Here is a 20,272-nt window from a genome sequence, read left to right on the forward strand (position 1 = left end):
AGACGGGGCCATGGCAGACACTGTCAGCACTGCGGGCGCACCGGCGCTGTTTGGCGCCAGGAATTATCCGGCGGCGCTCGAATGGGCGGCGCGGCAGGCGGAAGCCTTCGTCATACCGCTCGCGGCGCTGATCGTCGGCATGGCGCTGTTCAGCGTGTTCATCGCGCTGGTCGGCAAATCGCCGGTGCAACTCTACGAGACGATGTGGCGCGGCGGCTTCGGCTCGTGGTTCTCGATCCAGAACTCGCTGTCGCGGGCAGCACCGCTTTTATTGGCAGCGCTCTGCGTGGCGCTGCCGGCCCGGCTCGGCCTCGTCGTCATCGGCGGCGAAGGCGCGATCGTGCTGGGCGGCGTTGCCGCCGCCGCCATCGGCGTCGCGGCGAATGGCGCGCCGGCTTTTCTGGTCATCCTGCTGATGGGCGTGGCGGGCGCGGTCGCCGGCGGCATCTGGATCGGTGCCGTCGGCGCACTCCGCCACTACCGCGCCGTCAACGAAACCATCTCCAGCCTGCTGATGGCCTATATCGCCATCGCGCTGATGAACCATCTGGTCGAAGGGCCGCTGCGCGATCCGGCTTCGCTCAACAAACCCTCGACCGAGCCGCTGGCGGATGCCTACCGCATCGGCAACATTCCAGGCATGGACGTGCACTGGGGCCTGGTCGTCGGCATTCTCGCCTGCGTCCTGTCCTGGCTGTTGATCGAAAAGACGCGCTGGGGGTTTGCCGCCCGCATCGCCGGCGGCAATGTCAGGGCAGCTCAGGTGCAAGGGCTTGCCGTCGGGCCGCTGATCGTCGGCTTCACCGGGCTCGCCGGCGGCTTTGCCGGGCTGGCCGGCATGCTGGAGGTCGGCGCCGTGCAAGGCAGCGCCAACGCCTCGCTCGCCGCCGGCTATGGCTATACCGGCATCCTCGTCGCCTTCCTCGCCCGCCACAATCCGCTCGCCATCATCCCGGTCGCTTTCCTGCTCGGCGGTATCGGCGCTTCCGGCGGGCTGATCCAGCGCCGCATGGACCTTCCCGACGCCACCGTGCTGGTGCTGCAAGGCATGCTCTTCGTCGTCATCCTGTTCAGCGAAACCTTTTACGGCCGCTTCAAGGTCTTCAATCCCGATCTGTGGAAGAGGGGCTCCTGATGGACGCGACCGAGATCGGCCTGTGGGGCGTGCCGCTCGCCATTCTCGGCGGCGCCATCCGCGTTTCGACGCCCTTCATCTTCGTCTCGCTCGGCGAAGCCATTACCGAGCGCTCCGGCCGCATCAATCTTGGCCTCGAAGGCACGCTGGTCTTCGGTGCGATGACTGCCTACGCCGTCGCGGTGATGACCGGCTCGCCATGGCTCGGCCTGCTGGCTGCCGCAGGTGCCGGTCTTTGCTTCGGGCTGTTCCACGGCTGGATCTGCAAATTCCGCGGGGTGAACGACATCGCCATCGGCATCGCGCTTATGCTGTTCGGCTCCGGTCTCGCCTTCTTCTTCGGCAAGCCATTCATCCAGCCCTCGGCACCAGACCTGCCGGCCCTCGCCTTCGGTGGCTGGTCGGATATCCCGCAGGTGCAGGCGGCGCTCAACGTCAACGTGCTGTTCCTGATCGGGGCCGCACTTGCGCTGTTCCTGTGGTGGGCCTTCCGCAACACCCGCGCCGGCCTGGTCGTGCGCGTCGTCGGCGACAGCTCCGATGCGGCGCGCGCCATGGGCCTCAATCCGAACACCGTGCGCCTGCTTGCGACAGGCGTCGGCGGTGCGCTCGCCGGCATCGGCGGCGCCTATCTGTCGCTTTATTACCCCGGCAGCTGGACCGAACGCATCTCGTCGGGGCAGGGGCTGATGGCGGTGGCGCTGGTCATCTTCGCGCGCTGGAACCCGCTTGGCTGCTTTGCCGCGGCACTGTTGTTCGGCGGCGCCGGCGCGCTGGGCCCGGCGTTGCAATCGGTCGGGGTGACGCAGGGCTACTATCTCTTCTACGCCGCACCTTACATCCTCACGCTCATTATCATGATCGCCACATCGTCGCCGAACCGCTCGCTTGCCGGCGCGCCGGGCGAGTTGTCGATCACCAAATGACTGGAGTTTTTTCCGATGAACGCCAGAGCCGAGATCACCCAGCGCTACATCGATGCCGACCCCTATCCATGGCCCTATAATGGCGAGCTGCGGCCGGACAATACGGCATTGATCATCATCGACATGCAGACCGATTTCTGCGGGCCGGGCGGCTATGTCGATCATATGGGCTACGATCTTTCGCTAGTGCGGGCGCCGATCGAGCCGATCAAGTCGGTGCTCGCAGCCATGCGGGCCAAGGGCTACACCATCATCCACACGCGCGAGGGCCATCGGCCCGATCTCGCCGACCTGCCGGCCAACAAGCGCTGGCGCTCGCGCCGCATCAATGCCGGCATCGGCGACCCCGGGCCTTGCGGGCGCATCCTGGTGCGCGGCGAACCCGGCTGGGACATCATCCCCGACCTCTATCCGGCGGCTGGCGAGCCGATCATCGACAAGCCGGGCAAGGGCTCGTTCTGCGCCACCGACCTGGAGCTGATCCTGCACCAGCGCGGCATCGAAAACATCGTGCTGACCGGCATCACCACCGATGTCTGCGTCCACACGACGATGCGCGAGGCCAATGATCGCGGCTTTGAATGCGTCATGCTGGAGGATTGCTGCGGCGCGACCGATTACGGCAACCATCTCGCCGCGATCAAGATGATCAAGATGCAGGGCGGCGTGTTCGGCGCGGTGTCGAATTCGGTATCCTTCGTCGCGCAGCTGCCGTGAGGACACGATCTTGAGCGGAAGCATCGGCAAGAAAGCCGTCGGCGTCGAGACCATCGGCATGACCATGCGCTTCGGCGCCTTCACCGCGCTGGACGATGTCTCGATCAAGGTGCCGGCGGGATCGTTCCATGCGCTGCTCGGCGAAAACGGCGCCGGCAAGTCGACGCTGGTCAAATGCATGATGGGTTTTTACCATCCGACCGCCGGCGACATGCTGGTCGATGGCCGCGAGGTCGCGATCGCCAGTCCGAAGGATGCCTCGGCATTGGGGCTCGGCATGGTCTACCAGCATTTCACGCTCGTCCCGTCGCTGACCGGCGCGGAGAACCTGGTCATTTCGCGCGAGAAGGTGCCCGGCGTCATCGACTGGCGCAAGGAGCGCGCCGCACTTGCGCAATTCATGCAGCGGATGCCGTTCAAGCTGCCGCTCGACGTCAAGGTGGCGGAACTTGCGGCCGGCGAGAAGCAGAAGCTCGAAATCATCAAGCAGCTCTATCTCGGCCGCAGTTTCCTGGTGCTCGACGAGCCGACTTCGGTGCTCACTCCCGGCGAGGCACACGAAGTGCTTGGCCTGGTGCGCGACATGACCAGGACCGGCGACCTCACCGTGCTGATGATCTCGCATAAATTCCACGAGGTGACGGCCTTTGCCGACGATATCACCGTGCTGCGCAAGGGCAGGCTGACCGGAACCGGAAAGGTCTCCGAACTTTCCCACAAGCAGATGGCGGCGATGATGATCGGCGACCAACCGATCGCCGCACTCGACAGCCGCGCCCCGGTGCCGGCCGGCGCCAGACAGGTGCTGACGGTAAAGTCGCTGAAGGCGCCCGACCGCACCGGTTTGAAAACCATCGACATCGGCGAACTCGATGTGAAGTCGGGTGAGATCGTCGGCATTGCCGGCATCTCCGGCAACGGCCAGAAGGAGTTTCTCGAAGTCCTTGCCGGACAACGGGCGCGCAATGGCGGCGACGTTCTGGTGAAAGGCTCGCCCTATGGCGCCAGCCGCAGCGAGGCGCGCACGCTCAATGTCCGCTTCATTCCGGAGGAGCCGTTGCGCAATGCCTGCGCACCGAAGATGACGGTGGCGGAAAACATGGCCTTCCGGACCTTCGACCTCAACGAGGCCGGCAAGCCGGTCAACTGGATCAGGATGAGTGCGATCAGGGACTACGCGGCCCGTCTGGTCCAACAGTTCAAGGTCAAGACGGCATCGCTTGCTTCGCCGATTTCGTCGCTCTCGGGCGGCAATGTGCAGCGCGCGGTGCTGGCGCGGGAACTGACCGGCGAGGTCGATTTGCTCATCGTGTCGAACCCCTGCTTCGGCCTCGACTTCTCCGCCGTCGCCGAAATACGCGCCCGCATCATGAAGGCGCGCAATGCCGGCGCCGCGGTGCTCCTTATGTCGGAGGACCTTGATGAGCTGCTCGAGCTCTCGGACCGCATCTTCGTCATGTCGGACGGCGCGCTGGTCTACGAGACGCCGATCGCGCAGGCGAGCGTGCAGACGATCGGCGAGCACATGGCGGGACATCACTGATGGCGGAGATCGAGGCGCTGCCGTTTCCGTTCGCCTTCAAGCCTGAGGCGATGGCGCTGGTCGTCATCGACATGCAGCGCGATTTCGCTGAACCCGGCGGCTTCGGCGCCAGCCTCGGCAACGACGTCAGCCGGGTGGTGGCGATTGTGCCGACGGTGAAGAGATTGATCGAGGGGTTCCGCACCGCCGGCCTGCCGGTGATCCACACGATGGAGTGCCACAAGGCAGACCTTTCGGATCTGCCGCCGGCCAAGCGCAATCGCGGCAATCCGTCGATCCGGATCGGCGATGTCGGGCCGATGGGTCGCGTGCTGATCGTCGGCGAGCCGGGAACGGCGATCCTCGATGAACTTGCGCCACTGCTTGGCGAGATCGTCATCGAAAAGCCGGGCAAGGGCGCGTTCTATGCCACCAGCTTCGGCGATGACCTGAAGCGGCTCGGCGCACAGCAACTGGTCTTTGCCGGAGTGACGACGGAGGTCTGCGTGCAGACGACGATGCGCGAGGCCAACGACCGCGGCTATGAATGCCTGCTGGCCGAGGATGCTACCGAGAGTTATTTTGCCGAGTTCAAGGCGGCCGCCCTGGCGATGATCAGGGCACAGGGCGCCATCGTCGGCTGGACGGCGACGACAGACCAGGTGCTCGAGGGGATTGCCAATGCCTAATCTTGCCTTTGCCGGCCTCTTCAATGGTGGCTGGCGCGATCTGCCGTTCGAGCCTTTCCGCGATGGCATTACGGCGCATTGGCTGCTCAAGGGCGGACCGACGGAACCGTCGGTCGCGATCCTGAACTATCGGCCCGGCGCCGGCGTGCCGCGCCATCGCCATGCCGGGCTGGAAACGATCATCGTGCTGGAAGGCACGCAGAGCGACGAGAACGGCGATCATGCCGCGGGCAGCGTGATCCTGAACCTGGTCGGAACCGAGCATTCGGTGTGGACGAAGGATGGCTGCGTCGTACTCATCCAGTGGAACCTGCCGGTAGTCATTCTGGACGAGGCCAAATGAGCGACATCCGCTTCGATATAGCGAGCTTGCACGCCGCCTATCAGGCCGGCGTCGGCATCTGCGAGGTGATCGATACGATCAATGCGCGGCTCGCGACAGCCGACGATCCGGGCATCTTCATCCATCTGGCGAGCAGGGCGGAGATGTTGGTCGAGGCGGAAAAGCTCGGCCCGTTCGATCCAGCGGCAAAGCCGCTGTGGGGCGTACCGTTCGCGGTCAAGGACAACATCGATGTTGCCGGCATGCCGACCACGGCGGCTTGTGCGGAATATGCCTACTTGCCGGCGAAAGACGCCACCGTCGTCGCGCGGCTCAAGGCCGCCGGCGCGCTGGTCGTCGGCAAGACCAACCTCGACCAGTTCGCCACCGGCCTGGTCGGTGTGCGCACGCCCTATCCGATCCCGAGGAATGCGATCGACCCGAAACTGGTGCCTGGCGGCTCCTCATGCGGCTCGGCCGTGGCGACGGCGCGCGGCATCGTCTCCTTCGCGCTCGGCACCGACACCGCCGGTTCGGGGCGCATACCCGCCGGCCTCAACAACATCGTCGGGCTGAAGCCGAGCGTCGGCGCGCTGTCAGCCGCCGGCGTCGTGCCGGCCTGCCGGACGCTCGACTGCGTCTCGGTTTTCGCGCTCACCGTCGATGACGCCTATCACGTGTTCGAGGCGGCGGCGGCAAAGGACGACGCCGATCCCTATTCGCGTGACCTCTGCATTCAGGCTCTTGCCGCGCGCCCGCCGGTGCTGACGGTTGGCGTGCCGGCCAGGGCGGACTGGACCTTCTTCGGCGACCAGGCGATGCAGGCGTGTTTCGAGGCCGCTCTTGCCTCTCTGGAGACGCTGGGCTGCCGGCTGGTCGAAATCCCGTTCGGTGATTTCTACGCCACCGCCAACCTGCTCTACGAAGGCGCCTGGGTGGCCGAGCGTTATGCCGCGATCAGGGACTTCATGGATGCCAACGAGGCCGCCATGCATCCGGTGACGCGGCAGATCATCGGCGGCGCACGAACACTTTCAGCCGCGGACGCTTTCAACGGGCTCTATGCCTTGCAAGGCTACAACGCCAGACTGGCGCCGGTCATCGCCTCGGTCGACCTATTCTGTGTGCCGACCGCGCCGACGCATTATACGGTTGAAGCGGTGTTGGCAGACCCCATCGTCACCAACAGCCGGCTCGGCACCTACACCAATTTCGTCAATCTGCTCGACATGTGCGGCATTTCGGTACCGAGCGGAACTCGTAGCGACGGTTTGCCGATGAGCGTCACCTTGCTTGCCGCGGCTGGCAAGGACCACCTGACGGCATCGCTCGCCCGCGACATCCATGCGGCAAGCGGCCTTTCGCTTGGTGCTACCGGCTGGCCGCAGCCGCAGCGCGGCGATGTTCAGGCGGGCGTGGATGAAGGCACGATCGAGCTGGCCGTGGTCGGCGCGCATCTGTCGGGGATGGCGCTGAACGGCCAGCTGCAGCAGCTCGGCGCGATGTTCGCCCGGGCTGCAAGAACGGCGCCGCTCTACCGGCTTTACGCGCTTGCCGGCCAGTCGGTGCCGAGACCGGGGCTCGAACGGATCTGCAACGGCAAGGGGACAGCGATCGAGGTTGAAGTCTGGCGGCTCTCGCCGCAAGCCTTCGGCCGTTTTGTTGCCGCGATCCCGCCGCCGCTCGGCATCGGCACGCTACTGCTCGATGACGGAACTTCGCCGAAAGGCTTCCTCGTCGAAAGTGCCGGCCTCACCGATGCAAAGGAGATTTCGCATTTCGGCGGCTGGCGCAATTTCATGGCGGGTCAGCTGCAGCGAAGCTGACGCTATCACTCGACCTTTTGCCTGAACTTCGAATGGCAGCTCGAGCAATCCTGCAAGATGAGATGCAGGAGGTGCTCCGCCGGCAATTTAGTGGGATCGGCTTCCGCGAGTGATGGTCGCTTGCCAAGCAGGCTGCCACCGCCCATTGCCAGGCCGGAACCCATTCTCATGTCGTCGGTGATGCGCGGCGGCGCCCGCTCGGCGTCGGAGGCCAGGGCGCTGGCCAGCGTTCCGATGTGGCGAGCCAGCGCTTCGAACTCCGCGCGGGCGGGGTCGATATCCGGCTTGGCGCCTGAAGGCGCACCCAATGTCGCGCCGGGGAATCCGGCAATCAGGGCAGGGCCGGTGCGGGCGCGGATGGTCTCGGCCGCCGCCTTGAAGGCTGCGGCGTCGTACGCCTGCTTGCCGTCGAACATCCCAGCGATCGCCTTTGCCGCCGCGGCCATTTCCTTCATCGAGGCCTGGCGAGCCTCGATGATCGCATCACGGCTCGAATGGGCGGCGGCGAGCACGACAGAGGCGCAGGCAAGCGACAGCACCGTTACAGCGGCTGCGAGCCTCACTGGGCGACGCCTTGTCCTGCCAGCTCGTCGATGATCGGGCAATCCGGCCGCTCGTCGCCGTGGCAGTGACTGACCAGATGGTGGAGCAAGCCGCGCAATCCGACCAGTTCGGCGATCTTCCTGTCGATCTCCACCAGCTTGGCGCTCGCGATGGCCTTCACGTCGGCGCTATCACGTTCCCTGTCTTGATACAGCGAGAGCAACTGGCGGCATTCGTCGACCGAAAACCCCAGGCTTCGCGAGCGCTGCAGGAAGCGCAGCCGGTGAATATCGGCCGTCGAGTAATCGCGATAGCCATTGTCTGTCCGAGCCGGATGCAAGAGCCCGATATCCTCGTAGTAACGGATCGTCTTGGCCGGCAGGCCGGATTTTTCGGATGCGATACCGATGTTCATGGTGGAAATCTCCTTTGTCGGAGGAAATAGACCTTCCAGTAGATGGAAGGTCAACATGATGTGGCGATTTTGGATGCCCGACGCAACCGCCCGCCCGCTCCAACCGTTTGCCTGCCAACAGCGCAGACTAAACCTTCGGGAAGAAATCAGTTTTCGGAAACGTTTATCGAACAGCGCTCAAAACCCGGTGTTCGACACCGGGTGCCGATGAGCAAGGACCCTCCGGCGGCACGTTACACCGTGCACACGCCGAGGAGACAGAATATGCCCGTCAACGCCTATATCAACCGGATCGCGACGGCGGTGCCGGAGCACGAGGTTCATCAATTCTACCTGCGTTTCGCGGCCTCCATGCTCGCAGCCGATCGCCGGAGGATCTTCGAACGCATGGCCGATCTTGCCGGCATCGAGCACCGCTATTCCTGCTTTGCGCCGGCGTCCGACCCCGAAGGACAAACTGCCGACCTGGCCGGGACCTTCATCCGGGGCGCGTTTCCCGGAACGGCCATGAGAATGGCGATGTTCGACGATGCCGCACCTGTTCTGGCGCAAAAGGGCATCGACGGATTGCAGCTTGGCGACGACGCTTCCCGCATCACCCATTTGATCGTCACCACCTGCACCGGCTTTTCGGCGCCGGGCATCGATCTGGAGCTGATTGCGCGTTGCGGGCTGCCCGATAGTGTCGAACGCACGATGATCGGGTTCATGGGGTGCTACGCGGCGATCAACGGCCTCAAGCTGGCCCGTCACATCGTCCGCTCGGACCCGCAGGCCAAGATCCTGCTGGTCAATATCGAGCTCTGCACGATGCATCTGCGCGAAACCACCGAACTGGAAAAACTGCTGTCGTTCTGCCTCTGGGGCGACGGCTGCGCGGCCACGCTCATTACCGCCGAGCCGGCCGGCATCGAGCTCGATAGCTTTCACTGTCTGGTGGCGAGGGAGCGGCGGGATCTGATGCGCTGGAATATTCGCGACCACGGCTTCGAAATGGTTCTTTCCGGCCAGGTGCCGGCAGCGATTCATGAGGCGTTGCGGAACAGCCAGGCCGCCATGCTCGGCGGCCGGCCGACCGAGGCAATCGACCTTTGGGCCGTGCATCCGGGTGGACGTTCGGTGCTCGACGCCGTCGAAAGGGCCCTGGAACTGGAGCCCACCGCGCTGGAACCATCGCGCGAGGTGTTGCGCCAGTATGGGAACATGTCGTCGGCGACCGTCATGTTCGTGATGAAGGAGATGTTGAAGGCGCCACCCGGCCTGCTCGGCTGCGGCATGTCGTTCGGACCCGGGCTGACGGCCGAAACCATGCTCTTTCGAACGGTGTCATGAGCGGCCTGGAGCACCGGCAGCTCGCGCCGGAAATCCTCGACGGACTTGCGGCCGAAGATCCGCGAGCGCTGGCCGCGCGCCGCGACCTTCGGCGCATCAATATGCTGATGTTTCAGGTGCCGATCATGACGTCGTTGCTCAGGAGGTTCGTGCCAACGCCGCCACGCCGCATCCTGGAGATCGGCGCCGGCGACGGCTCCTTCATGCTGGCGGTGGCGCGGCGCATGGCCACGCATTGGCCCGGGGTCGAACTGGTAATGCTCGACCGCGTCGGCCTCGTCACCGCGCAATTGCGCGGTGATTTTGACAGGCTGGGATGGAAGGCCGAAGGCGTCACCGCCGATGTCTTCGACTGGGCAGGAAAGATCGAGGGTGCGCCGTTCGACGCCGTCACCGTCAATCTGTTCCTGCATCACCTCGACAATGCGCAGCTCGTGCGTCTGTTTTCGCTGATCAGGCCGAAAGCCCCGTTGCTCATCGCGACAGAGCCGCTGCGGGCGAAACTGCCGCTGGCCGCGACCCGTCTTCTGCCGGCAATCGGCGCCAACGACGTCACACGAAACGACGCGGCGCAAAGCGTGCGTGCCGGCTTTCGCGGCAGCGAGCTTTCCCGTCTCTGGCTTGCGGCCAACGGCAAACCGGTCGAGGAGCGGCGCGCCGGCCTGTTTTCCCACATCTTCGTCGGCGCCAGTGCCAGTGTCGAGTCATGACGCGATTGTCGAGTCATGACGCGATTGTCATTGGTGCCGGCCCGGCGGGCACCTCCGTCGCGCTCACGCTGGCCCGGCGCGGATGGGCCGTGGCAATTGTGGAAAAAAGCGCATTTCCGCGCCGCAAGGTCTGCGGCGAATACATCTCGGCAAGCAATCTTGCGCTTCTCGACCGGCTCGAGATCGGCGATGCCTGGCGTACCAATGCCGGCCCCGAAATCCGCCGCGTCGGCTTGTTTTCCGGCGAGACCTGCGTCGAGGCGGCAATGCCACGTGCAGGAGCTGGGCCTCGTGGGAAAGACAGCTTCGGCCGGGCGCTCGGCCGGGACATTCTCGACTCTCTGCTTTTGCAAGCGGCGCGATCGGCGGGTGTCGAAATCTTTCAACCCTGCCGCGCCGTCGCCATCGAGCCGGACGGTGAGATGCAAAGGGTGCGAATTCAGGCCGGGGATGAAGCGGCGATGTTGCGTGCGCCGGTGATTGTCGCCGCTCACGGCTCCTGGGAACCGGGACCATTGCCCAGCCAGCTCGGAAAGGCCAATCGCCCGTCGGACCTGCTCGGCTTCAAGGCGCATTTCACCGGGTCGTCCCTGGCGCCGGATTTGATGCCTCTGCTGGCCTTCCCCGGCGGCTATGGCGGCATGGTTTCGGCGGATCATGGCCGGTTGTCGATCTCGTGCTGCATCCGGCGCGATATGCTCGCGCGGCTGCGTAAACAATATGGCCCCAAACAACGGAGCCACGTGTCGGCCGCCGATGCGGTCTCCCGGCATCTCCTGAATTCATGCCGGGGCGTGCGGGACGCCCTGGAACCGGCTCTCCTCGACGGTCCGTGGCTTGCCGCAGGTCCGATCCGGCCGGGAATTCGCTCGTGCTACGAAGGGGACATCTTCCGCGTCGGCAATGCAGCCGGAGAGTCTCATCCTGTCATCGCCGAGGGCATCTCGATGGCGCTTCAGTCCGGCTGGCTGCTGGCTTGCGAACTCGAATGCGCGCCAAGTGGCCGAGCAGGGCGCGAGGCTGCCGCCAGACGCTACGAGGCGGCCTGGAAAAGACTGTTTTCGACCCGGGTCTACGCCGCCGCGGCCGTTGCCGGAATTGCCCTTCGCCCCGGCAGCGCCACCTTGATGGCGGCGATCGTCCGGAATTTCCCGCAGGCACTGACGCTGGGCGCGCAACTGAGCGGCAAGACCAAGCCGGTTCCAGGCTTCGTCTAGGCGACATAGCGGTCCCATGAGCCGTAGTGCTCCTTGCTTCGGAGCCCCCGAGGCAGGCTGAGGCCGATCACAACTAGCCCTGCAACGGCATTGTTCAATGTCGAACCTCTGGTCGCGCCGTCGAGCAGCCAGGGCGCTGCGATCAGCCATAACCCGAACGGCAGGTTGAGGAAACGCAACGGCCGTGCCACCTCGGCCATGGCGCAGACCGCGATCGTGATGATCATGGCGCCCGAGAGGTGATCACTGTTTGCAATGGCGCCGGCTGTGCCGAAGACCAGCCGCGAGACCATCAGCCAACCGCCGACGATACAGCATGCGACCAGCGTCCATGGAAACGTGACACCGCGAATGGCTGCGGCGGACTGTGCGGCAAGCGCGGCGGAAAAGCCGGGATCGTTCTTGTCCGCCTCGCCGTTCGGCTCCGGCCCGCCTTGGAAAAAGGTGCGCCAGAACGGACGGTCTGCCCGCACGCTGCGCAGCATGTACTGGCCCATGGCGACCACCTCGTCCAGCGTCAGCGGGATCATGACCAGCATGGCCGCCGCCGCGATGAGGCACAGTGTGCAATAGGTGCCGATCATGATCGGCTGGATGATGATGAAGAAGATCGAGACGCCGCCGAGCGGCACCACCAGGATGAAGAAGAAGGTCACCATCCAGGGCATGGTGCGCCAGCGGGTCGCCGTGCCCATCGCGCCCATCAGGGTTTCGATCATATAGGCCACGGCGCCAAGCCTGGCATCAGCGACTGGCCAGGCTTGAGAAACGTCGGATGTGATGATGAATTCCGTGCCGTTCCTGCCGTCTCCGCCGGAGAAGAACGGCTCCCAGACAGCACCCACATGGCCGAGCTGGTAGGCAGTGAGATAGCGGGCGATGAGGAAACCGAAGAAACCGAGCGCGATGATCGGCAGGCGCTGCAGCCAGGATGACGGCGAGTAGGTCCAGCCAGGCGGAACGGTGCTCTCGTCGATCATCCCTTCGTGGCTCATGCCCGGCATCATCGGGACGAGCACCGAGAAAGCGATGGCCAGCGCGCCGACGATCGTGTCGTTCATGGTGGCGGCGGCGCTCGGCGTCCAGAAGAACAGCGGCGCGAACAGCAGCCACAGGCCGGCGATCGTCGTGCCCCATTGCGCCCAGGAAAAACGCGGCGACAGTGCGAGCCCGCCAAACAGCATCAGCAGCAAGCCCGAGACAATGTCGCTCCAGCCGGTGAGCGCGTTGCGCAGCACCGGTTCCCACAGTCCACGCTCTTGCGTGACGTCACGCACAGTGCCGGCCGCCGCCGGATCGAACAGCGCGAACTGAAGCGGGCTGGTGAGGAGCCACACGCCAAGCGTGATGACTAGGAAATGAGCCCAGAGCATCTGCTTGCCCATCCCCGCCATCTCGGCCATGTGTCCGGGTTTCATCTTGTCGTGTTTGGCCTCGAACGCCTTGTCTTTCTCTCGCGCTTTTGTTCCGCTGCCGGCCACCTTGGCGGCGTTGAGCTTGTTGGCCCGATACCAGCCGGCGGGATCTGCCTTGAGCGCGTCGACGATCCGCGGCAACGTCTCGCGCAGGGAATGCCGGGGCTGCCAGCCGAGGACATTGCGGGCACGGCTGATATCGATCGCGTAGTGGTCGTCGGCGATATCGACCATCCAGGGACGAACGAATGATTCTTCGCCCAGCACGTCCTGTTGGACCCAGGCACCCGCCTTGGCGAGCGCCTTCGGCACCTCCCGTGTCTCCCAGTTCTCGCCACGGATCAACCGACCAATCTCGGCTTGAAGTTCGCCGTAGCCCATGACCTCAGGCTCGCCGAGAAGCAGCGCCAGCTCCGTGGGAAGTTTCTTCCGCCGATCTATAAGGCGCGCCACCGCATCGGTGAGGTCTTCCAGATGCAGAAACGACTGCCCTGTGCGCAGGTCACCCGGATATACATGCCCGGTCGGATCCTCTTCGTAGATACGCGCAATCTGATTGGCGAGGAATGCGTTACGGCCGAGATCATCATAGACGCCGGCCGGCCTGGCATAGACGACAGGGATCGCCCCGTGCTGCTCATGGATCAGGCGCTCGGTCTCGATCTTCGAGGTGCGGTAGGGTAGGTTCGATTCGAGCGGCCAATCCTCATCGATGATGTCGCCCGGTCGGCCACCCTTGTGCGCCAGCATCGAACTCATGAAGACAAACTGCTCGACCTCAAATTGTTTCAGGGCGCGCAGGAGCTTCTCGGTGCCGCCAACCGTAATCTCTTCGTAGAGCGGGTTCCGTTCGCCTGTGAGATCGAAATAGGCCGCAAGATGGATCACCGAGGCGAGGCGGGCGCCATAGGCCGTCCGCACGCGCGCCAAACCGGCTGCCACGGCGTCCTCCGATGTCAGGTCGATGCAGACGCACTCCGCGGCCGGCGGCGGCTGACGCGTCGCCGCCCGGTCGAGGCCGACGAGAGCAAACCGGTCGGCGAAGCTGTTGACCAGAGCCGAGCCGATGAAGCCGGTGCTGCCGGTAACAATAACCGTGTCTTTGCGCTTCGCCATCCAGACCTCATAGCCGGCGATTTGCCACTCCTGAGAGGGCCGAAGGCGACAGACGTTAAGAGCCGAGGGGCCGGACCAGTTCCGACGCCGACCCGATGACGCTGCTGCTTCCGATGACGACTACAACTTTCCGCCCTTTTTGCTCTTTTGACCCCGACTGCCTATGCCGTCAGGTTCGCAAATATTTGACCAGCGCCGCGATCGCGAGCACGAGGGTGACAAGCACCAGGACCCAAATGAGCGCCATGCCGCCCATCATCCACATTGAACCGTCCATCATCATCACAATCATCCCTCCCGCCGCCGCTGCCACCGGCGATTGCGAGGGGAACTAGTTCGCCATGTACGCCCGTCAAGGCGAACTCGATCAGCCCACGAAGGCAGTGGCTTGCCGGTCAATCAAGGCACGTTCAACGCTATCGACGAACGAGTTCATAATAGGCTTCTGTCAGAACATGCTGACCGCGCGGTAACTCCGAAAGGGCAAGGCTTTAATCCAGCGCCTCCAGTGCCCGCAGCAAGTGTTCCGCGACATCTGATCTGCCTTGCCGATATGCCTCTCTAACAGGGCCAGTAGCTGCCTTTCGAAATTCATGGTTCGGTCCGCAATTGGACGACCTCCGGAAGTTAGCAATGAGCCTAACGGTTCCAGCCACCGGGAGGTCAAGCGCTCCTTTCAAGAAGGTAGAACAGGTTGAGAGCGCTTGTTGAACCGCAGCCGAGTTGTCGCCGGCTCTACTCTCCTCCGCCGCAACCGTCTGAGAGATCCCAGACGTCGACGACCTGCTTGCCGGTGAAACCGTGCTCGCGGATCAGGAACTTCGCCAGCCCGCCATACACTTTCCAGCGCCAGCATTGGCAGCAGCATGGGCCTTTCTCGTTGGAATTGGCCATCGCATAGTCGTAGGCCTGCTGCTCTTCGCCGGAGAGTTTCACATCGTAGTAGGGCATCATCTTCTGTGCGATGCCGGCCGGAATATCGTACGGATCGCTTGGGATCATCGCGATCTCGCGGTACCTGGCCAGGCCGCTCACCTGCTCGGCATAGCGCTTCGTCTCCATTGGGCTGCAGCACGAGCCCGTGATCCGCGACATCGCCGGCATGGTCGCGATCGATTCCGTGAACTTGGTCGAACACGTGCTGTTGCCGTTCTGGCTGAGATATCTGAAACGGCGTGCCAGATCGGGATCCTCAGCGGCGATCGCCAAATCCGGCCCCTTGAGCAGGCTCACGACCGCAGCGGCGCCAAAGGCGCTCCCCAGAACAACCGTCCGTCGGTTTGGGCAAAATATTCGGCTCATTTGCTGGTCCTCGCCTGCTCGATCAGTTTCTTCATCGTTGCGAGGTCGGTCGCGCCGGGGAAAATCTGCTCGCCAACGACGAAGCTTGGCGTTCCGCTGATCTTCAGCGCCTGGGCCAGTTGCGTATTCCGGTCGATCGACGCCTGGATATCGGGCTGCTGCATGTCGGTCTTCAGTTTAGCCACATCGAGACCGACGTCGGCAGCCACCTTCAGTACGACCGCTTCGGTCACCCGCGTCTTCACCGCATACAAGGCCTTGTGGAACGCCATGTATTTGCCCTGGCGCACGGCGGCGAGAGCCGCCTTGGAAGCAAATACGGAATCCGTGCTGAGGATCGGGAATTCCTTGTAGACGATCTTGAGCTGCGGATCGTCGGCCATTGCTTGCGCCATGATCGGCGCAACCTGCCGGCAATAGGGGCAGTTGTAGTCGAAGAACTCGACCATGGTGACGTCGCCTTCGGCGTTGCCGCCGACCGGGCTCGCCGGGTCCCGGAAAATCTCGTCCGCCTTGTCCGTCAAAGCGGCTTTCGCCTCTTTTGCGGCAGCCTCGCGCTGGCGGGCGTCGAGGCTCTGCAGCGACTGCACGAGCACCTCGGGATGCGCAAGAATGTAGTCGTGAATGCGCTGGTCGAACTGGTCCTGGGACATCTCGCCCGCGGCGATCGCCTGATTGTGGAGACCGAGCGCGAGCCAGATCGTCGCGCCGGCCAGCATGACGGCACGGGCCATTTTGCCGACGGCTCCGCTCAATGGATTGGACTTGTGGGTCACAGGGTTCTCCTTCCCTCTGTTTCGCCGGACCGCCGGCACGTGCAAATGATGCCTCAGAACATGCCCTTGATTTTCGCCCACCATCCCGTTTCCTGCTCATGGTGCGGGCGCTCGACATTGTTGGTAAGCGCATTGACGAATGTGACGAGATTGACCGATGCGAAATCCAGGCCATGGAAATTCGCCCGCCAGCCGCCCTCCTTGTCGATCACATGGGTGATGGTGCCGTGCATCTGATAACCATCATCCGTCAGCGTGAACTTGTGGCCGAAGGCCTCCGCCAGTCTGCGGGTCGCATCCTCCGGCTGATCCTCCATCGTGGTCAGGAACAGCCAATTGACGGGATCGAGCCCGTGCGCCGGCCCGTATTTGCTGAGCACGTCCGGCGTGTCCCTGGTCGGGTCGGTGGTGATGGTCACAAAGCTGACCCGGTCCTTCATCGGCGTGCCGTTCACCATTTTCTGGATCTCGGCGATCTTCTCGGCATGAAGAGGGCACACATCCGGGCACGACGTGTAGATGAAGTGGAGGACGACCACCTTGCCGCGCAGATCGGCCGTCCGCACGACACGCCCGTCGGCGGTGCGCAGCGTGAAATCAGGCGCCGGCTTGTCGATCGGCTGGAAATATTTCTCGTCGGCCTCAAGCGTGGCGTCGATTTCGTCGAGCGAGTGGGCTTGCGCCTGATACGAAAAGCCCGCGGTCAGCGCCGCAATGGCAATTACGTTTAGCAGCAAGCACCTCCATTCGTTCAAAGCCGATGCAACGCAGCGAGCCTTTAGCCCGAACATATCTGTCCCTTTCTCACTTGGCGGCGATGCGGCTGCGGATGAAGTCGACCATGTCGGGGACGTCCCATTCGGCCGGCCCAATCAGCCGGCCGATCTCCTTGCCGTCGCGGTCGACCAGCAGGGTTGCCGGAAGGCCGACGGTGCCGATGGCGAACATGGCCCTGCCCGAGACGTCGATGTTGAGGGCGAGGTGCTTGATGCCGATGTCGGCGAAGAACTTCTTCACAATCTCAGGACCGGCGCGGTCCATGGACAACGCGACGACCTCGAAATCCGGACCGCCGAGTTTGGCCTGTAGGCGATCGAGCGTCGGCATCTCCTTGCGGCAGGGCGCGCACCATGTCGCCCAGACGTTAAGCAGCACGACCTTGCCGTGGAAATCCGCAAGCATTTTCGGCTTGCCATTGCCATCCTCGAAGCTGATTTCCGGCACGGGGACGGGCGCCTCGTGAACGGCAAAGTTCTGCGGCGGCTCAGCGGCTGATACCGGCCACGAAAACGCCAGCAGCATGCCAACCAGGACCATAGCTAGTTTGCTCACAATGTCCTCACTCGGTCGCGTAGACGGTGGGCGCCTTGCCGTCCTTGGTGAAGGCGTAGACGACGAAGGGGCCTTGCTTCTCGCCACCCATGCCTGGGGCGCCGGCCGGCATGCCGGCGAGCGTTATGCCGGTGATGGCAGGGCGCTCGGTCAAAAGCTTCTTGACGATCTCGACCGGCACCAGGCCATCGACGATATAGCCGTCGACCATCAGCGTGTGGCAGCCTTCGAGGTCGGCCGGCACACCGGCATCGCTGCTGATCTGGGAGAGATTGTTGACCGGCTTTATGTCGACCTTGAAGCCGTTGTGCTCGAGATAGTTGGCGTAGGACTCGCAGCAGCTGCATTGCGGGTTCTTGTACATGACGGCGTTGATCGTTGCGGCGAAGGCGGGCAGCGGCGTTGCGATCAGCAGGGACAGTGCGGCAAGGCGGTGGGTCAGTTTCATTGCAGTTCTCCTTGGTTGGATAAAACGTTTCAGGTCACGCGGAACGCCGTCATCAGGCCGGCCATCTGGTGATCGGCGACATGGCAGTGCAGCATCCAGTCGCCCGGATTGTCGGCGACGAAGGCGCATTCGATCGTATCCTTGGGGGCGAGCAGCACCGTGTCCTGCCATTGCCGGTGCGGCACCGGCGAGCCGTTGCGCGAGATGACCGACAGGCTGAAGCCGTGGACATGCATCGGGTGCCACCAGGCGGTTTCGTTGCGCATGGTGAGATGGCAGGTCACACCGCGTTTCAGCGTGAACTGCGGCGCCATGCCGGCATGGCCGTCGCCGGTCATCGACATGCCGTTGATCGCCCAGGCCGCACCGCCGTTCATGCCCATCATCCCCATGCCCATCATGCCGCCGACGCCCTTGAGCTTGCCGCCGCCCATCATGCCGCCCTGCAGGACGATCTCCTGGCGCTCGGCGCCAGCGAGGTCGGGCTGGGGCAAGGGGTTGCGCGGCAGGCCGACAGGCGTGTCGAGCGGATGGGTTCTCAGCGGCGGCGCTGCGTCATAGGCCAGCGTGGTCAGCGTATAGGCGAGGCCGTCGTAGAAATCGTCGATCACCGCGTGGCGGCTGCCGGGGTGGCCCTGCATGTCGAGCACGATGTCGATGCGCATGGCGGGCGCCAGCACCAGGCGACCGCCCTCCGGTTCATGCGGATCGCAGGGCTGGCCGTCGATGGCGACGACGACCGGACGGTGGCCTTCGAAGCGCAGCGCCATCATGCGGGCAAGCGAGGCATTGGCGAGCCGCAGCCTGACGCGCTCGCCGGCCTGCACGCTCCGATCGCCTGGCCCCGTGCCGTTGACGGTGACGACATTGCCGACGCGGCCCGACATCGACGCATCCATGGCACTGCCGAAGCCGCCGGCGATCTGCCCATCGGCCGCAAGCCGCCAGTCCTGCAGCAGCCACAGAATGTCACGGTCGACGGCGACCGGCTCGACCTCCTCGACGACCAGTGCGCCGGCAAGGCCACGGCCGAGCTGGACCAGGCTGTTGGCGTGCGGGTGATACCAGAAGGTGCCGGCATCGGGCGGGGTGAATTCATAGATGAAATTTTCACCTGGCCTGATCGGCTTCTGCGTCAGGCCGGGCACGCCATCCATGGCGTTCGGCAGCCGGATGCCATGCCAGTGAACCGTGGTGTCTTCGTCCAGTCCGTTCTCGACGATGATCCGAGCGGGCTGCCCCTGGCGCAAGCGCAGTGTCGGGCCGGGGATCGTGCCATCATAGGCCCATACCGGAGTGCGCGGACCATCAGGGCCGGCGAACCGTGCCTGGCTCGGCGCCACCCTGATCCGGTATTCGCCCGTGGCCATCGCCAGCGTAGGGCGGATCGGCGCGGCGGCAATGCTTGCTGCCGCAAGCAGGAATTTGCGGCGCGTTATGAACGGATTTGAAACGGAATTCACTTTTGTGACCCTTGCGGTAACCGACGGCGAACGTCGCGACGTCGATTGAATTGCTACCGCGCCCGCTGCGCAGTACGCGCAACCGGGCGATCAAACGCCGCTAATCAGCCGTGGAACGGCAGAAACGGCGTCAGACGAGAGCGCTGGGTCTTGGAGGGAATGGCTCGGGCAGCAGACTTCGCCCGTGCAGGAACGGGGCGGGACGCGCCGACGGCAGCTCGGGCTGCGGCAGTCCCGTCACGGGGAGAGCCTCCGGCAGCACCGCCAGAACCGGTGCGACACAGGTCGGCGCACATTGCATCGGTTTGTCATTGCCGGCCGAGCCCTTGAGGCAAGCGTTGCAGTCACCGTCCCTGGCATCGGCCATCTTGGCCATGTCGGCGTCGGTGGTGCCGGTATCTGCGGCCATGGTCATGCGGCCGTCGACTCCCATCCTGGCCGACATCACAGCAGCCTGAGCGGCGGACAGGCTGAACCCGGCGGTCACGATGACCGCGAGAAGCATGACCAGAAGGTGTTTTGGTGACAGGCGTGCCATCATCCGCTCAGGTTGACCGTAAAATGCGGCTTTTGCAAGCTCCGGATGCCGCGACATCGGGGCTGACGCGAGCTCTGCTCTGGCAAATCAATGGTGAGGATGCTCGCATTTATCGTGATCCGCCAGCACTTCGATGACACGGCATTCGCAGACTTTTCCGTGCCGGCAGCCTTCGACCATATGCTCCAGCTCGGCTTTCAACGCTGTAAGGCTGCGTATCCGCTGAACCACGTCGGCCAGACGCGCCTGGGCAATGGCGTCGGCGGTCGCACAAGGCTGGCTGGGATTATCCTGCAGCGTCAGCAGCGCCCTGATGGCTTCGATCCCGAACCCCAACTCGCGCGCGTGCCTGATGAAGGCGAGCCGGCGCAAGTCTGCCGCTTCATACTGCCGGCGATTGGCTTCGCTGCGGGCAGCGGCAGGAAGCAACTCTATCTGCTCATAGTAGCGGATGGTTGGAACCTTCACGCCGCTGTGTCGGGCCGCTTCACCGATGGTCACACCTGCTGGCATTTCGCTTGCTCCTCT

At 64.1% G+C, this 20,272-nt stretch carries 22 protein-coding genes; 10 read left to right on the plus strand and 12 right to left on the minus strand.

The annotated features are described in order from the left end of the window. The first annotated feature begins 10 nt into the window (after window positions 1-10). The 7 genes from NKI52_RS21550 to atzF are packed head-to-tail and all read left to right on the plus strand — an operon-like array spanning window position 11 to window position 7,137. Complete coding sequence (locus NKI52_RS21550) at window positions 11-1,135, plus strand: ABC transporter permease (protein ID WP_352699442.1); 1,125 nt, start codon at window positions 11-13, stop codon at window positions 1,133-1,135. After that, entirely contained in the window at window positions 1,135-2,061 is a 927-nt protein-coding gene (locus NKI52_RS21555) for an ABC transporter permease (protein WP_352452344.1), read from the plus strand. Before NKI52_RS21550 ends, NKI52_RS21555 begins: the two co-directional genes overlap by 1 nt. Before the next feature lie 15 nt (window positions 2,062-2,076). Then, window positions 2,077-2,778 (plus strand): biuret amidohydrolase, encoded by a 702-nt coding sequence (biuH, locus tag NKI52_RS21560; protein WP_352452343.1) that lies wholly within the window; start codon window positions 2,077-2,079, stop codon window positions 2,776-2,778. 10 nt (window positions 2,779-2,788) lie between these two features. Further along, window positions 2,789-4,321 carry an ABC transporter ATP-binding protein gene (locus tag NKI52_RS21565; protein WP_352452342.1) on the plus strand — a complete coding sequence of 511 codons (1,533 nt, stop codon included), beginning with the start codon at window positions 2,789-2,791 and terminating at the stop codon, window positions 4,319-4,321. Then, window positions 4,321-4,989, plus strand: coding sequence for a cysteine hydrolase family protein (locus NKI52_RS21570; RefSeq protein WP_352699444.1), 669 nt, complete (start codon window positions 4,321-4,323; stop codon window positions 4,987-4,989). The genes NKI52_RS21565 and NKI52_RS21570 overlap by 1 nt, the downstream gene beginning before the upstream one ends. Beyond that, window positions 4,982-5,332: a cupin domain-containing protein gene (locus NKI52_RS21575; protein WP_352699446.1), complete on the plus strand. Its 351-nt coding sequence runs from the start codon at window positions 4,982-4,984 to the stop codon at window positions 5,330-5,332. Before NKI52_RS21570 ends, NKI52_RS21575 begins: the two co-directional genes overlap by 8 nt. Further along, a complete protein-coding gene (gene atzF / locus NKI52_RS21580) occupies window positions 5,329-7,137 on the plus strand; it encodes an allophanate hydrolase (protein ID WP_352699448.1) in 1,809 nt (602 codons plus the stop codon). The genes NKI52_RS21575 and atzF overlap by 4 nt, the downstream gene beginning before the upstream one ends. Window positions 7,138-7,142: 5 nt before the next feature. On the opposite strand, the gene NKI52_RS21585 is transcribed toward atzF, so the two are convergent. After that, window positions 7,143-7,700: a cytochrome c gene (locus NKI52_RS21585; protein WP_352699450.1), complete on the minus strand. Its 558-nt coding sequence runs from the start codon at window positions 7,698-7,700 to the stop codon at window positions 7,143-7,145. Then, window positions 7,697-8,095 carry a Cu(I)-responsive transcriptional regulator gene (cueR, locus tag NKI52_RS21590; protein ID WP_352699452.1) on the minus strand — a complete coding sequence of 133 codons (399 nt, stop codon included), beginning with the start codon at window positions 8,093-8,095 and terminating at the stop codon, window positions 7,697-7,699. Before cueR ends, NKI52_RS21585 begins: the two co-directional genes overlap by 4 nt. Before the next feature lie 264 nt (window positions 8,096-8,359). On the opposite strand from cueR, the gene NKI52_RS21595 reads away from it, so the two are divergent. The 3 genes from NKI52_RS21595 to NKI52_RS21605 are packed head-to-tail and all read left to right on the plus strand — an operon-like array spanning window position 8,360 to window position 11,354. Next, window positions 8,360-9,427 (plus strand): type III polyketide synthase, encoded by a 1,068-nt coding sequence (locus NKI52_RS21595; protein WP_023677219.1) that lies wholly within the window; start codon window positions 8,360-8,362, stop codon window positions 9,425-9,427. Continuing rightward, entirely contained in the window at window positions 9,424-10,137 is a 714-nt protein-coding gene (locus tag NKI52_RS21600) for a methyltransferase domain-containing protein (RefSeq protein WP_352635969.1), read from the plus strand. The genes NKI52_RS21595 and NKI52_RS21600 overlap by 4 nt, the downstream gene beginning before the upstream one ends. Then, window positions 10,134-11,354, plus strand: coding sequence for an NAD(P)/FAD-dependent oxidoreductase (locus NKI52_RS21605; protein WP_352699454.1), 1,221 nt, complete (start codon window positions 10,134-10,136; stop codon window positions 11,352-11,354). Before NKI52_RS21600 ends, NKI52_RS21605 begins: the two co-directional genes overlap by 4 nt. On the opposite strand, the gene NKI52_RS21610 is transcribed toward NKI52_RS21605, so the two are convergent. From NKI52_RS21610 to NKI52_RS21655, 10 genes are all read right to left on the minus strand, one after another. Further along, the gene (locus tag NKI52_RS21610) at window positions 11,351-13,885 is read right to left on the minus strand and encodes an NAD-dependent epimerase/dehydratase family protein (protein WP_352699456.1); all 2,535 of its coding nucleotides are present in this window, start codon (window positions 13,883-13,885) and stop codon (window positions 11,351-11,353) included. The two genes, NKI52_RS21605 and NKI52_RS21610, sit on opposite strands and share 4 nt — an antisense overlap. Before the next feature lie 169 nt (window positions 13,886-14,054). Continuing rightward, window positions 14,055-14,177, minus strand: coding sequence for a hypothetical protein (locus NKI52_RS21615; protein WP_023677223.1), 123 nt, complete (start codon window positions 14,175-14,177; stop codon window positions 14,055-14,057). A gap of 443 nt (window positions 14,178-14,620) precedes the next feature. Beyond that, on the minus strand, window positions 14,621-15,187 hold the full coding sequence (locus NKI52_RS21620; protein WP_352569087.1) for a hypothetical protein: 567 nt from the start codon (window positions 15,185-15,187) through the stop codon (window positions 14,621-14,623). Then, window positions 15,184-15,963 carry a DsbA family protein gene (locus NKI52_RS21625; protein ID WP_031211922.1) on the minus strand — a complete coding sequence of 260 codons (780 nt, stop codon included), beginning with the start codon at window positions 15,961-15,963 and terminating at the stop codon, window positions 15,184-15,186. The genes NKI52_RS21620 and NKI52_RS21625 overlap by 4 nt, the downstream gene beginning before the upstream one ends. A gap of 53 nt (window positions 15,964-16,016) precedes the next feature. Continuing rightward, entirely contained in the window at window positions 16,017-16,700 is a 684-nt protein-coding gene (locus tag NKI52_RS21630) for an SCO family protein (protein ID WP_352699458.1), read from the minus strand. 67 nt (window positions 16,701-16,767) lie between these two features. Further along, entirely contained in the window at window positions 16,768-17,295 is a 528-nt protein-coding gene (locus NKI52_RS21635) for a TlpA family protein disulfide reductase (RefSeq protein WP_156937355.1), read from the minus strand. A gap of 7 nt (window positions 17,296-17,302) precedes the next feature. Further along, on the minus strand, window positions 17,303-17,743 hold the full coding sequence (locus tag NKI52_RS21640) for a DUF411 domain-containing protein (RefSeq protein WP_023677230.1): 441 nt from the start codon (window positions 17,741-17,743) through the stop codon (window positions 17,303-17,305). A gap of 29 nt (window positions 17,744-17,772) precedes the next feature. Beyond that, window positions 17,773-19,206, minus strand: a complete 1,434-nt coding sequence (locus NKI52_RS21645) for a multicopper oxidase family protein (protein WP_352699460.1) — start codon at window positions 19,204-19,206, stop codon at window positions 17,773-17,775. 130 nt (window positions 19,207-19,336) lie between these two features. Beyond that, window positions 19,337-19,744, minus strand: coding sequence for a hypothetical protein (locus NKI52_RS21650; RefSeq protein WP_352645559.1), 408 nt, complete (start codon window positions 19,742-19,744; stop codon window positions 19,337-19,339). 87 nt (window positions 19,745-19,831) lie between these two features. After that, the gene (locus tag NKI52_RS21655; protein WP_352645557.1) at window positions 19,832-20,257 is read right to left on the minus strand and encodes a MerR family transcriptional regulator; all 426 of its coding nucleotides are present in this window, start codon (window positions 20,255-20,257) and stop codon (window positions 19,832-19,834) included. Window positions 20,258-20,272: the final 15 nt, after the last annotated feature.

It is taken from the genome of Mesorhizobium sp. M0590 (assembly GCF_040320905.1).
GTDB lineage: Bacteria > Pseudomonadota > Alphaproteobacteria > Rhizobiales > Rhizobiaceae > Mesorhizobium.

What these genes read in the sequence shown, in the direction of transcription:
- NKI52_RS21550 (WP_352699442.1), top strand. Translation starts at nt 11, where the DNA reads ATGGCAGACACTGTCAGCACTGCGGGCGCACCGGCGCTGTTTGGCGCC.
- NKI52_RS21555 (WP_352452344.1), top strand. Translation starts at nt 1,135, where the DNA reads ATGGACGCGACCGAGATCGGCCTGTGGGGCGTGCCGCTCGCCATTCTC.
- biuH (WP_352452343.1), top strand. Translation starts at nt 2,077, where the DNA reads ATGAACGCCAGAGCCGAGATCACCCAGCGCTACATCGATGCCGACCCC.
- NKI52_RS21570 (WP_352699444.1), top strand. Translation starts at nt 4,321, where the DNA reads ATGGCGGAGATCGAGGCGCTGCCGTTTCCGTTCGCCTTCAAGCCTGAG.
- NKI52_RS21575 (WP_352699446.1), top strand. Translation starts at nt 4,982, where the DNA reads ATGCCTAATCTTGCCTTTGCCGGCCTCTTCAATGGTGGCTGGCGCGAT.
- atzF (WP_352699448.1), top strand. Translation starts at nt 5,329, where the DNA reads ATGAGCGACATCCGCTTCGATATAGCGAGCTTGCACGCCGCCTATCAG.
- cueR (WP_352699452.1), bottom strand. Translation starts at nt 8,095, where the DNA reads ATGAACATCGGTATCGCATCCGAAAAATCCGGCCTGCCGGCCAAGACG.
- NKI52_RS21595 (WP_023677219.1), top strand. Translation starts at nt 8,360, where the DNA reads ATGCCCGTCAACGCCTATATCAACCGGATCGCGACGGCGGTGCCGGAG.
- NKI52_RS21600 (WP_352635969.1), top strand. Translation starts at nt 9,424, where the DNA reads ATGAGCGGCCTGGAGCACCGGCAGCTCGCGCCGGAAATCCTCGACGGA.
- NKI52_RS21605 (WP_352699454.1), top strand. Translation starts at nt 10,134, where the DNA reads ATGACGCGATTGTCGAGTCATGACGCGATTGTCATTGGTGCCGGCCCG.
- NKI52_RS21610 (WP_352699456.1), bottom strand. Translation starts at nt 13,885, where the DNA reads ATGGCGAAGCGCAAAGACACGGTTATTGTTACCGGCAGCACCGGCTTC.
- NKI52_RS21615 (WP_023677223.1), bottom strand. Translation starts at nt 14,177, where the DNA reads ATGATTGTGATGATGATGGACGGTTCAATGTGGATGATGGGCGGCATG.
- NKI52_RS21620 (WP_352569087.1), bottom strand. Translation starts at nt 15,187, where the DNA reads ATGAGCCGAATATTTTGCCCAAACCGACGGACGGTTGTTCTGGGGAGC.
- NKI52_RS21640 (WP_023677230.1), bottom strand. Translation starts at nt 17,743, where the DNA reads ATGAAACTGACCCACCGCCTTGCCGCACTGTCCCTGCTGATCGCAACG.
- NKI52_RS21650 (WP_352645559.1), bottom strand. Translation starts at nt 19,744, where the DNA reads ATGGCACGCCTGTCACCAAAACACCTTCTGGTCATGCTTCTCGCGGTC.
- NKI52_RS21655 (WP_352645557.1), bottom strand. Translation starts at nt 20,257, where the DNA reads ATGCCAGCAGGTGTGACCATCGGTGAAGCGGCCCGACACAGCGGCGTG.